Genomic DNA, 12,212 nt, shown 5'->3' on the forward strand with positions numbered 1-12,212 from the left:
ATTATATAAATAGCCATGAAAACATATATAGTTCCAATATCAAATCTTCATGTCATGAAGAGGAGAGTTGGAATAATAGGGGTTGGCGTGTCCAAGTTCGGGAGAAGGGACGACGTTACCGTCAGGGAATTGGCGTGGGAGTCCATAAGGGAGGCCCTTGAGGACGCAGGCCTAACTCAGAAGGATATAGACCTAGTTGTGGCTGGCAGTACTGCCTACAGGGGCGTTGAACTGTACCCCGCCCCTCCGGTCTCGGAGTACTCATCGCTTCTGGGAAAGACCCCCCTTAGGGTCGAGGCCGCATGTGCTACAGGTTCTGCTGCAGCCTTCACTGCCGTGAACTCGGTGGCGTCAGGCTCCGCAGAAGTGGTGTTAGCTGTGGGTTTCGATAAGATGACTGAAGTCGACACACCCACATCCTTGGCAATCGGAGGAAGAGGAGGGAACTACCAATGGGAGTTCCACATGTACGGAACTACCTTTCCTTCATATTACGCACTTTACGCCACTAGACACATGGCAGTTTACGGTACCACTGAGGAGGATATGGCTTTGGCGTCAGTGAAGGCCCACAAGTACGCCTCCATGAACGAGAAGGCCCATCTGAGGAACAGGGTGACGGTTGAGGACGTGTTGAAGTCCAGATTAATATCGTGGCCCATAAAACTTCTGGACTCCTCACCCATCAGCGACGGCTCGGCAGCGGTGATATTTGCCTCAGAGGAGAAGATAAGGGAGCTGAAGGTGGACACCCCAGTCTGGATAGAGGGCATAGGTTTCGGGAGCGATACCTCAAGCATAGCCAGGAGGGGGGAGTGGACGAGTCTCAGGGCGGCGAGGGAGGCGGCGGCCTCAGCCTATTCCCTGAGCGGGAGGACCCCCTCAGACGTTGAGTACGCTACAGTGCACGACTGTTTCACCATTGCTGAGATAATGGCATACGAGGACTTGGGCTTCGCTGAGAGAGGTAAGGGGGCGACGCTACTCAGGGAAGGACAGACAGAGAGGGGAGGAAGAGTAGCGGTGAACCTGCTGGGCGGACTTAAGGCCAAGGGACACCCCCTCGGTGCAACAGGGTTGGCCATGTTGTATGAAGTAACGAAACAGCTCAGGGAAGAGGCGGGACCCGTGCAACACCAGTTCAAGAATTATGTTGCCCTGACCCACAACGTGGGAGGGACAGGGCACTACGCTTACGTCACGGTACTCTCGAGGTGATAATATGCAGGCGATACCCCTTGAGCTTAGATACGTCATTCCCGAGAGGGGCTACGAGAAGTTTTGGGAAGGATTGAAGAAGGGGGAGATCTGGGCTACCAAGTGCAAGAGGTGTGGAAGCTTGTATTATCCTCCTCAGAGGGACTGCCCAGTTTGCATGACGTCAGAACTGGAGTGGTACAGGCTCTCAGACAGAGGAGAACTCATGACCTACACCGTTGTTAAGGCGAAACCCCAGGGGTACGAGGATAGGGAGGACTATACTATAGGGATAGTTAGGACGGAGGACGGAGTGGACCTGATGTGCTGGATCAAGGGAGTTCCCAGGGTCGGGTCTAAGGTGAGGTTGGGAACTGACGGAGATAGAGTGGTAGGTGAGACAGCGTGATAGAATACGATGAGACGGACCCCAGGGCTCTGACCAAGAGGGAGATAGAGGACGTACAGAGGCTCCGACTTAGGAGGATGATCAGGAGAGTATACGAGAGAAGTCCCTTCTACAGGAGGATCTTTAGGGAGAGGAACCTCACCCCTGAGGATATAAAGGAGAAGGAGGACTTGAGGAAACTCCCGTTCACGACCAAGAGTCACCTGAGGGAGAACGCATATCCCTACGGGGGAGAGTTCCTAACAGTAGAGTTTGAGGAATTAGTTGGGTGGCATATGACCAGCGGAACTACCGGAGTTCCCACTGTGGGGGCGTACACACAAAGGGATGTGGAACTCTGGGCTAACCTAGTGGCTAGATCCCTAAGGACAGCCGGGGTCACCAGGAAGGACGTGGTAGCCAACGTCTACGGCTATGGCCTGTTCACTGGGGGAATGGGACTCCACCTCGGAGCCCAGCGTATTGGAGCCAAGGTCATACCGTGGAGTACGGGGAGGACCGAGGCCTTAGCTAGGGCTCTGAAGGACTTCAAGGCTACCGTTGTCACAGGGACCCCGTCGTACGAGTTAGTCATAGCCGAGAAAGTCAGGGAGATAGGTCTTGACCCTGAGAAGGACTTGGATCTCAGGTTAGCTATCCCCGGTGCAGAGTCCATGACCCCGGAGATGCTCCAAAGGATAGAGAGGGAGCTCGCCCTGACGAGTAGGGGCGGAGGAGCGAGGGAGATATACGGTCTCACTGAGGCCATAGGGCCTGGAGTTGCCCAGGAGTGCCCCCACGACCAACACCAGTTCATGCACATTTGGAGTGATCATTTCTTGGTGGAGATAGTAGACCCTGACACAGGGGAACCTGTGGGCGAGGGAGATGAGGGAGAGTTGGTCTTCACTCACTTGACGAGGGAGGGGATGCCGCTAATAAGATATAGGACGAGGGACATAACAAGGTTATTGGAGAGCGACGATGATATACCCTTCCCGAAGGTAGCCATGATGAAGGGGAGGACAGACGACGTAATATTCTACAAGGGGGTCAAGCTCTATCCGACAGCGGTCAACGAGATCCTCATGAAGTATCAAGAGGTTGTGGAATATCAGATCGTCATCACCAGGGAACCGCAGAAGTTCCTCCTATTAATCGAGGCCAGGAACCCATCAGAGGAGCTGAGAAGAAAGATTGTGAGCGAGGTGAAGAACGTAACCTTCCTGACTCCAGAGGTGAACTTCGTGGAGCTGGGAACCCTACCGAGATTTGAGGGTAAGGCCAAGAGGGTGGTCCTCAAGTGAAGGTGTTCGTAGTTGGAGCGGGAGTTATGGGAAGCGGGATAGGTCAAGTTTTCGCCATGGCAGGGAACCAGGTGACCCTATATGACGTGAGGGAAGACGCACTGAGGAAGGCCAGGGAAGGAATTGCTTGGTCCTTAAACAAGTTAAGGGAGAAAGGAGTAGTGAAGGATCCTGAGGAGACGTTGGGGAGAATATCTTTCTCAAACTCCCTGGAGTGCGGTGGTTCAGACTTAGTGATTGAGGCAGTCTTTGAGGATCTCAAGGTTAAGGGAGAGGTCTTAAGGGAAGTCTCGGCTAAGACTAAGGGGGTAATAGCTACCAACACCAGCTCTCTCCCCATAACTGAGTTGTCCACATTCGTGAAGAGGCCCGAGAGGTTCCTGGGCATGCACTTCTTTAACCCACCAGTGCTCATGAAGCTCGTGGAGGTCATAAGGGGAGAGAAGACCTCAGATGAGACTTTCCAGTTCGGCCTGAGGGTCGTCAGCTCCCTAGGTAAGTATCCACTGCCGGTCAGGAAGGACGTCTTCGGGTTCGTGGTCAATAGGGTCCTATTTAGGCTGTTCACAGCAGGTTGTTCACTACTGGCCCTGTACACTCCAGAGCAGATAGATTATGTGGCCATGAACAGGTTAGGGATGCCCATGGGGCTCATAATGTTACTAGACTACACCGGCCTGGACGTGAACTATAACATCGCCAAGGAGGCCTCTAGGAGGGGATTCGAATTCCAGTGTCCTCCCCTAGAGGAGAGGGTAAAACAGGGTAAGCTAGGGGCTAAGTCCGGGGAAGGTTTCTACAACTGGTCTAGAGGGAGACCCGACATACGGGCTGAGGGCGGACCTGATCCGTCAATACTACTGGAACCAGCTGTGAAGGAGGCCCTCTGGCTGGTGAGGGAGGGTGTGGTCGAAGAAGAAGAGCTCGAGAGAGGAGTGGAGTTGGGTTTGGGCATGAAGAAGGGCATATTCAAGTTAGCCAGGGAACTGGGAGTACTGTCTTAGTATTTTTTAACTAGTTCTCTTAAAGTGTACCATGACTCCAGAGGAGGCCTACTCCATCAAGGTAATCTCCGACGTAAAGCTCTCGACTAGGGGTCTGATCCACGGTGAGACGTGGATCGAGAGTAAGGAATACAGAAACTCTGTCTTCCTTAACGGGAGGAGGGTGACCTGGGGAGGAAAGGAGATCCTGCCTAACGTCATCAACGACACCCTCTACTTCGTAAGGACTGGGGAGAAACACCAGTTGGTAGCCCAACAGGAGTTCGGAGAACCTAAGACTCTGCTGGAGCTCGGAAAGATACTCAAGTACGACGTTCATGAGAAGGGTATCCTCGTCTTAGGAGAGGAGGTCAGCGACAAGTCCTCTCCCCTTGAGACGAATAGGATAAAACACAAGTTTGATGGAAGAGGGCTCCTGCGATCTAGAACTTCGCTCTTCCTCCTCCAGGAGGGTAAGTTGAGGACCGTGGTTAAGGGAGACTTTGACGTAATGGACTTCGCTACAAACGGGAGTAGAGTGATAGTAGTCACCTCACAAAGGGATGACGAAGTGGGACTATCCTCTCTTCAGGAAGTGGATGTTGAGACTGGAGAGAGGAGAGATCTGATCTCGGGAGACTACGTCATCACTTCAGTCGCTGTTAATGACAAGGGAGGCGTTGCCTTCCTGGGTCACGGGAAGGGTAAGAGTCCGTGGGCTGTGAAGGAGGTTCACATCCTGGAGGAGGGAAGGAGTTTCCTCTGCGGTAAGACTTGCGGTAGTTCGGTCATCTCCGACTTGTTCGATGGTGCCAAGGAGAGGTTAGTCTATGTGGGAGACTCCGTGATCAGCCTAGGCCAGGAGGGAGGAGAGACCAACCTCTATAGGATTGAGGATGGAAAGGTGACTAAGATAACCCACGGTGAGCACGTGATTAGACTTTTCGATTACGACGGGAGGAGGCTGGCCTACGTCAAAACCACTCCCGAGAGGCCCTCCCTACTAGTTAGCGGTGATCTAACCTACGATCCGAACCCTCAGGTAACGGGCGTTAGGCCCCTGAAGGTCGACTCCAGGATCGAGGGTTGGGCCATCCTGACTGATCGGAGTGCCCCGACCATCCTTTTCGTCCACGGAGGGCCCCACATGGCCTACGGTTACTCCTACTACATTGAGTTTCAATTCTTCGTTAAGAATGGGTTCAACGTCCTGTACTCCAACCCCAGGGGTAGCCAGGGTTACGGGGAAGAGTTCGCAAAGGCCTGCGTTGGGGACTGGGGAGGAGGGGACATGGAGGACATCCTGACCTTCGTTAAGGATGCTAAGGAACAGTTGGGACTCGAGGGTAAGCTGGGCGTGACCGGTGGGTCTTACGGTGGGTTCATGACCAACTGGATAATAACCCACAGCGACGTGTTCTCAGCGGCAGTGAGCGAGAGGGGAATATCCAACTTAGTGAGCATGTGTGGTACCAGTGACATAGGCTTCTGGTTCAACGCCGTCGAGTCGGGTATTGAGGACCCGTGGAAGATAGAGAACATGGAGAAGCTAATGAGGATGTCACCGATCTACTACGTGGAGAGGGCCAAGACTCCCACCATGTTGATCCACGGAGAGGAGGACTACAGGTGTCCCATGGAGCAAGCGGAACAGTTCTTCACAGCCCTGAAGATGAGGGGTATCGAGACGAGACTGGTGAGGTACCAAGGTGACGGTCACGAACACGCGAGGAAGGGGAAACCCGAAAACATGGTTCACAGACTCTCAGTGAAGCTGGAGTGGTTCAGACGACACCTCACGAGTTAACTCCCTTTCCTACCGACTCCCTGAACTTCCTCCAGGCCTCGTTCCTCAGTATGTACTTCTGCATCTTTCCTGTGGCAGTAGTGGGTATGGGACCGAACTCCACGATCTTGGGGCACTCGAAGTGGGCTAGTTTCTCCTTGCAGAACTTTATCACTTCCTCGGCTGTAAGCTCGGCGCCCTCCATCAACTCTATCCTTGCAGTGACCACTTCACCCCACTTCTCATCTGGCGTTCCGTACACCGCCACCGCCTTCACTCCTGGGAGCTCCATGAGGGTCTTCTCGACCATGATGCTGGACACCTTCTCTCCTCCGGTGTTTATGAGGTCCTTGAACCTGTCCACGACCTCTACGTAACCGTCGGGATGTACTACTGCTGCGTCTCCCGAGCGGAACCATCCGTTCCTGAAGGACTCTGCGGTCTTCTCTGGGTTCTTGTAGTAGCCCAAGGCCACGTTGTGTCCCCTCATTACCACTTCCCCTATGGTCTTACCATCCCAAGGAACTGGCCTGTCCTCTGAGTCAAAGACGTCCATCTCGAATCCCACGTAAGGAACTCCTTGTCTAGCTTTCAACTTAGCCTGTTCCTCTAGGCTGAGCAGGTCCCACTCCTTCCTCCACTCACATATGGAGTGAGGACCGTAAGTTTCTGTCAGACCGTAGACGTGGCACATGTAGCCTCCCAACTCCTGAACCGCCCTCAACGTAGCTGGGGCTGGAGCGGCACCGGCTATCAACATGTGGACTCTCCTGCTGAACTTCAAATTGTTTCTCTTCATGTAGTCCACCAGATTAACGTAAACTGTGGGAGCACCGCTCATGTGCGTCACCCCCTCTTCCTCTATGAGTTTATGGACAACTGTGGGGTCCACCTTATCTAGACACACGTTAGTCGCCCCCACGGCTACGGTAGCCCAAGGGAATCCCCACCCAGCAGCGTGAAACATGGGGAGCGTCCAAAGGTAGACGGAGTTCAGGTCCATCTGATGTTCCAGGGCCTCGCCCATGGCGTTCAGGAAGGCTCCCCTGTGATGATGCATGACTCCCTTGGGAAGTCCAGTCGTTCCTGAGGTGTAGTAGAGTGTTATCATGGAATATTCGTCCTCCACGGGTATGGGCAGAGGAGTGGGGGAGCCCTCCTTGAGGAACTCCGCGTAGGTTTTCCACACCAGTTCCTTCCTGATCTCCTCCTTGGAGGGAGAGCTCTCGTCTTCCAGGAGTACTATCTTGGCCTTCACTTCATCCTTAACAGGTCTCAGCTGATCCAGAAAGGGCTCATCTACCACAACGAATTCGCTCTCTGAGTGATTAATGATGTAACTGATCTCCTTGGGGGAGAGCCTGAAGTTTATGGGGACGAGGACTCCTCCTGCCCAAGGGACGCCAAAGAAGGAGGCGAGGAACTCCGGCCTGTTCCTGGAGATGAAGGAGACTTTCCCCTCCTTACTCAACGCCGAGTTCTTAAGGGCGTTGGCCTGTCTAAAGACCTCGTCCCTGAACTCCCCGTAACTCTTCCTCTCTCCCCTGTATACTACGGCAACCTTATCCTTAAAGTACCTTCCAGATCTCTCGAGAAACGTGAGGGGGGTAAGCACGGAGTACCACGAACCAGATTGATCTACACCAGGATAGTCAGGTACCTTTCTGGGAACCATCATGAAACGTTAAGAAGCATTGCTTAAAAAGTTTGAACTACTCCGGGGGGATCTCCTTGAAGAGTAAATCTATCTCTATCCCCTTCCTCTTGGCCAACGCCCTTGCCGTGGCGTATATCACGAGTCCAGCCCCGTAGATGACTAACAGGGACACCAAGGTCTCCAGGTTTATGGGAAGTAAAACTGGATTGCCCCAGGTATACGCTATGATGAAAACCAAGAAGGCCGACACTGATCCCCCAATCCAGGTCACCAAGGGTATACCCAATAATGTTCTCTTCATAGGGAAGACATTCTCGTAGAGGTTTCTCTTGACAAAGGGCATCAGTGCCATGGACAGGGCAAAAATGGCGTAACCTAACTCGAAAACTACCGTTATGTCTACCAAGGCCACAGGGGTGTTGAGAGCGTAGAGGAAAATCCCTGCCGCTCCGATAAGGCTGACTAGGACTGTGGCTTTTACCGGAGCCCTCAACCTCTCGTTAACGTCCGCCATCCAGGGGGGCATTATCCTATCGAAGGACCAAGAGAAGAGGTATCTAACCAGGGCGGTAACCAGGGGTGGGTTGCTGTAAAAGTTGGGGAGCCAAAGGGCCAGGAACATGATCAGAAACAGGGGCAAGCTACGATCCACCATGAAGGCGAAGTACGGCGTGAAGTCACCAACGCCCTGGAGAGAATTGTAGACAGTGTCGTTCAGTCCTTGGTTACTGATGTAACTCCACGAAGTCATGAAGCTGGAGCCGAAGGCCCTGAGGTTGAGGTAAACGAAGACCATGTAGTATATCCCTATTATGACTATGGAGATTACCGTGGCGTACAAAACGTTCCTCTTCACCTGTTTCATCTCCCCTGACCAAGAGAGGGGGAGGTTGTACCAAGTGTAATAATACCAGATCACAGGGGCGGCCAGTATGGTTGCGTAGAGTGACGGTCTGAGGGTGAGGCCGTTACTCAAGGCGTCGTTTATCACTTCCTGATAGGCGTTGGGTATCCCGGTGCTCAGGGAGAGGTCCTGAGCGAATTGAGCTGGAGTGATCCGTGCCAGAGCCCAGAACATTATCAGTGTTGAAATTAGGGTAATCAACCCTGCTCCCAACACGAACTTCCACTGCAGTCTGGGTGTCATTGCTAAGAACGCGGATATAACGACTATCACTAGCCCCACCACTATACTCCCCTGTGTGCTGGAGAACCACGAACCCCAGTTTATGAAGGTCTGATTGTTGTAAGCTAAACCGAGACCCGAGAACAGGTACCCAAACCACTGTGCACCTAGGTAACTGTAGTAACCTAGAGAGAGCCCAAACCCCACAAATAGACCGAAGTAGTTCACGAAACCTACAGCCGGATGGATTGCCCTACTATTTAACACATAGTCTCCTCCGGCCCTAGGCATGGCCACACCTGCTAAGTAGAAGAGATAAGCCATACCAAGAGTTGGGAACATCATCATGAGAAACGAGAGAACCCAGTTGGCACCTGGGGAAGTAAAAAGCCAGGAAAGTATTAGGATGGGGACCCCACCGGTCACGAGACCAAAAGTAGCTGACATCGAAGACCAAGGACTCACCTCCCTCACGAGACCGGAGGACTCCCTCAGGAAGAGGTTCTTTTTTTCTTCCATCTCCCATGGGCAATGTATATTTGAAATATAAACTTTTCTCTCAATTTGTTTAGAATTTATCGGAATCACCGGAGGTCAGTGGCATACAGGTATCCCTTGAAAATCACTTTATTTAACTCCTTTTAGAGTAATTGGTCGCGAATTGAGCTGAAGTTGACAACAGTAGAGTAGAACATGTATCACACGATAGCATAGAATCGCTATTCGCGTTGAACCCGTGAATAGCCCGTAGGTCTGGGAACACGTGGTAAAGTTTCAGGAATAGGGAGGAATACAACGGGACGAGAGCACTAACTACCTCTTTTATTCAAGAACCCCAGCACTGCTAGGACGACTCCTACCACCATCATGGGGATGCCAGCTATTATCAACGCCCCTATGAGAGTACCATCTCCTGGATAATAGGAGTACTGGGAGTAGTACACGGTCACCGGCTGTGAATAATTGTTCACCACCTGGAAGGTCCCCTGCCCGCTGGAAATCACATAGTAGGCTGAGTGTCCCTGAGTCGAGGCGTTTACCGGCACGCCCTCCACGAGGAGGGGAAACTGGGAGGAATTATAGTAGAAGATATAAACATTTTTGCCTAGAGATACATAGTGAAAAGATATATTCTCACCCGGCATCAGGCTGGCGGAGGTCATGTTGGCTTTAAGGCCAGTCAAGATCTCCTCTGTCGCCTGGTTTACTATGTAAGGGTAGACTCCGAAGACCAATACAGCTCCTATGACAAGGATGGCTAAGCCCAGAACTGCCAGTTTCCTCATGTGATGTAGGGAGTCTACGACCATAAAAACGTTATGCGAACACGGTTTGGGTTTGCGTCATAAAGCTCTTTTACGCGGTTCCCTCTTGAAGTGCTGAATCCTTTTTCACATTGATAGAAATCTTTTTATACAGCAGTTATGGGGATCTTAGGGAGGTAATACGGGGAAGTCGGTATTGGCGAGAAGTTTTCGACGTCGTCCCGCTGAAAAGGTGCGGAAAGGGACTGATCGAGTTCGCTAGAGAGAGGCTGTCAGGGAGATCAACAGGTTGGGCGTGGTGAGGGGGAAGGGGAGGAGCAGGAAGGTTAACTGGCACTGATCCTCATGGTCCTGGTAGGTGGGAGGGCCAGCGTGAGGAACAGGGCCGAGACGTTCGGGTTGGAACGTGAATTGATGGGGCGTTGGGAGAACTCGACGACGCATGGAGGTCCTGTCAGGCTGGTGAAGGGTCAGGTCGTCATCGTGGACGACGCCGTGGACCACAACGCTCCAGGGGGACGTGAGCCCCCGAGAACCACTGGATCTACTGCCACACCCACGGGAGGTTCGAGAGGGCCAAGCTCCTCACGGTCGCCATAGTGGACCTCGGGCAGGACGTTCACGGTTTCCCTTACGCCGTGAGGAAGATGTTGGATTTGTGAGGGTCACCGAGTTCAAGACCAAGATCGACGTGGCTAGACGTTGGACGTGCTCAAGGAGCCCTTCCGGTAGCCAGGGTCGTCTTCGACCCCAGTACCGGTCCGAGAAGCCCGTGACGAACAAAGTGGTGTCAAGGCTCAAGTCCAACCGAACTCAGGGTCGGCCAGGACACCCTCGAGGAAGACCTCCCAGTGGGATACCCCCTGGAGTCCACTACGCCGACCTGACCCTGGGAGGCTGAGTTGTCATGGTGAAGTCGCTCGCAGGAACACGACTCCGGGACACACGTCAGGTACCTCTACACGACCGACCCCTCGCTCAGCGCGGTAGACCCAAAATCACCTCCTTGAAAATAAATCTATATTAATAAGCGATTCTATTGATTTAAATAGAAAATCTTTTAGATAGAATAAATCATCAGAAAACAAGAGTATTAGGAGTATCCTGAACTGCTCCCTCCTCACCTCCCCCTTGAACACGGTGTACAGGGAGTAGAGTACGATTGCCAGCACGAAGATCAACGTGCGGAAGACGAACTTGGTGGAACTGGTGAATGGGAGAAAAGCCTTGATGTTCCGGTGAGAGGTCTCTATGGGACCCCTCACCTTGTTGTACAAGTCCAACACCTCCCCCTTCGGTAGGTTTAGATTAGTCGCCCTAGCGAAGTAAACTAGAGTCCTCTTCTTTCTCTTAGCCTTCTCCTCGCTGTACACGAGGAGCCTGAACTCGACCTGCTCGTCCTTCCTGTGCCTCTTACTGTTCGTCTCGTACTCGCCGTCAAACTCCTGGTAGACCTTCACGTCCCCAACAGGAACGGCAATTACGTACTTGAACTGCGAAACGAAGTTGAGCACGTCAACCGTGTAGAAACCAGCGTCGAGAGTCATCAACCTTACCTTGAACCCCATGGCGACGACTTGCTCCACGAGGGCCTTCACGACCTCATCCTTGGTCATCCCCTTGACTAGTGTGACGAAGGCCAGTAGGAGCACTTTCCCGTCAAACTTTGTCGTCGCAGTTGCGTAGTTCCAAGAGTTTCCCTCCTCCGAACTCCCGAGCCCCTCCACCGTTTTCCCGTACCAGGTCTTGGTTGTCCAGTCTATTGAGACGTCTATCTCCTTGACTCCCTTCAGTACCTCCAAGGACATTTTCCTCACTTGTTCCAAGAGTTTCTCAATAACTTCCACCCCTTGCTCCTCCACGTAATTCCTCACGGTCTGTGGGGACACGTCATACACCCTCGACTTGTTCTCCACCGAATCGTTCCATAAACACGCTGAGATGAGGGTTCTCGCCACCTCTTCCCCTCTCTTTCCCTTGAAGTTCAGCATGGAAAGTAATTTATATCCTATTTGTTGAACGTTGTTTTGGTGAGGGAGTACCGGTGTTACCATCTTGATCTCCCACATGGTAATACCACATCTCCCTCACCTTAAACCTTTCTTCAACTGAATTCTTAATACCCTTATAAATCCTGTTATCTATCATGAATCGATATTATCCTGCTGGAGTTATTTTTCATAATATGATTTTGGGTCTACCGTGGAGAGGAGGAGGTTCGGGAAGTGCCACTCCCCCTGGAGGATACTCCAGATCGCCCGGGCCATAGCCCTCAACTACAACCTCTCGACCTGTTATCTCATCATTGTAATAATATTACAAGAACCCTTATTTCTTCGTGAAATGATCAAATATATTCAGTAATTCCTTCATTGAATAAGTCCAAATCAACAGAGATATTACAATTTGCAAAGGAGCCCTGAATCACCCCTTCGAGAAATGATAGGGAATGTTTCTCCTATTATGTACAAAATTTAAATGTTTTTCTCTCTCCTAATATTTT

The 12,212-nt window shown here is 52.1% G+C and carries 9 protein-coding genes and 2 pseudogenes; 7 read left to right on the forward strand and 4 right to left on the reverse strand.

What is annotated here, in order from left to right; genetic code table 11:
- Nucleotides 1-54 precede the first annotated feature (54 nt).
- Genes METMK1DRAFT_RS07270 through METMK1DRAFT_RS07290 form a run of 5 tightly spaced genes read left to right on the forward strand, consistent with a single transcriptional unit; the run spans nucleotide 55 to nucleotide 5,682 of the window.
- Nucleotides 55-1,218 (forward strand): thiolase domain-containing protein, encoded by a 1,164-nt coding sequence (locus METMK1DRAFT_RS07270; RefSeq protein WP_009072299.1) that lies wholly within the window; start codon nucleotides 55-57, stop codon nucleotides 1,216-1,218.
- 4 nt (nucleotides 1,219-1,222) lie between these two features.
- The gene (locus METMK1DRAFT_RS07275; RefSeq protein ID WP_009072301.1) at nucleotides 1,223-1,606 is read left to right on the forward strand and encodes a Zn-ribbon domain-containing OB-fold protein; all 384 of its coding nucleotides are present in this window, start codon (nucleotides 1,223-1,225) and stop codon (nucleotides 1,604-1,606) included.
- The gene (locus tag METMK1DRAFT_RS07280) at nucleotides 1,603-2,892 is read left to right on the forward strand and encodes a phenylacetate--CoA ligase family protein (RefSeq protein WP_009072303.1); all 1,290 of its coding nucleotides are present in this window, start codon (nucleotides 1,603-1,605) and stop codon (nucleotides 2,890-2,892) included. The genes METMK1DRAFT_RS07275 and METMK1DRAFT_RS07280 overlap by 4 nt, the downstream gene beginning before the upstream one ends.
- The gene (locus METMK1DRAFT_RS07285; protein WP_009072305.1) at nucleotides 2,889-3,896 is read left to right on the forward strand and encodes a 3-hydroxyacyl-CoA dehydrogenase family protein; all 1,008 of its coding nucleotides are present in this window, start codon (nucleotides 2,889-2,891) and stop codon (nucleotides 3,894-3,896) included. Before METMK1DRAFT_RS07280 ends, METMK1DRAFT_RS07285 begins: the two co-directional genes overlap by 4 nt.
- Nucleotides 3,897-3,927: 31 nt before the next feature.
- Nucleotides 3,928-5,682, forward strand: coding sequence for an alpha/beta hydrolase family protein (locus METMK1DRAFT_RS07290; protein WP_009072307.1), 1,755 nt, complete (start codon nucleotides 3,928-3,930; stop codon nucleotides 5,680-5,682).
- Here the strand turns inward: METMK1DRAFT_RS07290 and METMK1DRAFT_RS07295 are convergent.
- From METMK1DRAFT_RS07295 to METMK1DRAFT_RS07305, 3 genes are all read right to left on the reverse strand, one after another.
- The gene (locus tag METMK1DRAFT_RS07295) at nucleotides 5,672-7,336 is read right to left on the reverse strand and encodes an acyl--CoA ligase family protein (protein ID WP_009072308.1); all 1,665 of its coding nucleotides are present in this window, start codon (nucleotides 7,334-7,336) and stop codon (nucleotides 5,672-5,674) included. The two genes, METMK1DRAFT_RS07290 and METMK1DRAFT_RS07295, sit on opposite strands and share 11 nt — an antisense overlap.
- A 37-nt stretch (nucleotides 7,337-7,373) precedes the next feature.
- Entirely contained in the window at nucleotides 7,374-8,963 is a 1,590-nt protein-coding gene (locus METMK1DRAFT_RS07300; protein WP_009072310.1) for an APC family permease, read from the reverse strand.
- 290 nt (nucleotides 8,964-9,253) lie between these two features.
- Nucleotides 9,254-9,730, reverse strand: a complete 477-nt coding sequence (locus METMK1DRAFT_RS07305; RefSeq protein WP_048087492.1) for a hypothetical protein — start codon at nucleotides 9,728-9,730, stop codon at nucleotides 9,254-9,256.
- Nucleotides 9,731-9,933: 203 nt separating this feature from the next.
- Here METMK1DRAFT_RS07305 and METMK1DRAFT_RS20045 point away from each other — a divergent pair.
- A pseudogene (locus tag METMK1DRAFT_RS20045) lies at nucleotides 9,934-10,692 on the forward strand (IS701 family transposase); the annotation flags it as partial.
- A 15-nt stretch (nucleotides 10,693-10,707) separates the two neighbouring features.
- Here METMK1DRAFT_RS20045 and METMK1DRAFT_RS07315 read toward each other — a convergent pair.
- Nucleotides 10,708-11,763 (reverse strand): ISH3 family transposase, encoded by a 1,056-nt coding sequence (locus tag METMK1DRAFT_RS07315; protein WP_048087712.1) that lies wholly within the window; start codon nucleotides 11,761-11,763, stop codon nucleotides 10,708-10,710.
- 136 nt (nucleotides 11,764-11,899) lie between these two features.
- Here METMK1DRAFT_RS07315 and METMK1DRAFT_RS17585 point away from each other — a divergent pair.
- A pseudogene (locus METMK1DRAFT_RS17585) lies at nucleotides 11,900-12,073 on the forward strand (IS256 family transposase); the annotation flags it as partial.
- Between the last annotated feature and the right edge of the window lie 139 nt (nucleotides 12,074-12,212).

Source organism: Metallosphaera yellowstonensis MK1, from assembly GCF_000243315.1.
Classification (GTDB): Archaea; Thermoproteota; Thermoprotei_A; order Sulfolobales; family Sulfolobaceae; genus Metallosphaera; species Metallosphaera yellowstonensis.

What these genes read in the sequence shown, in the direction of transcription:
- METMK1DRAFT_RS07295 (WP_009072308.1), bottom strand. Translation starts at nt 7,336, where the DNA reads ATGGTTCCCAGAAAGGTACCTGACTATCCTGGTGTAGATCAATCTGGT.
- METMK1DRAFT_RS07300 (WP_009072310.1), bottom strand. Translation starts at nt 8,963, where the DNA reads ATGGAAGAAAAAAAGAACCTCTTCCTGAGGGAGTCCTCCGGTCTCGTG.
- METMK1DRAFT_RS07290 (WP_009072307.1), top strand. Translation starts at nt 3,928, where the DNA reads ATGACTCCAGAGGAGGCCTACTCCATCAAGGTAATCTCCGACGTAAAG.
- METMK1DRAFT_RS07270 (WP_009072299.1), top strand. Translation starts at nt 55, where the DNA reads ATGAAGAGGAGAGTTGGAATAATAGGGGTTGGCGTGTCCAAGTTCGGG.
- METMK1DRAFT_RS07305 (WP_048087492.1), bottom strand. Translation starts at nt 9,730, where the DNA reads ATGAGGAAACTGGCAGTTCTGGGCTTAGCCATCCTTGTCATAGGAGCT.
- METMK1DRAFT_RS07275 (WP_009072301.1), top strand. Translation starts at nt 1,223, where the DNA reads ATGCAGGCGATACCCCTTGAGCTTAGATACGTCATTCCCGAGAGGGGC.
- METMK1DRAFT_RS07315 (WP_048087712.1), bottom strand. Translation starts at nt 11,763, where the DNA reads ATGGTAACACCGGTACTCCCTCACCAAAACAACGTTCAACAAATAGGA.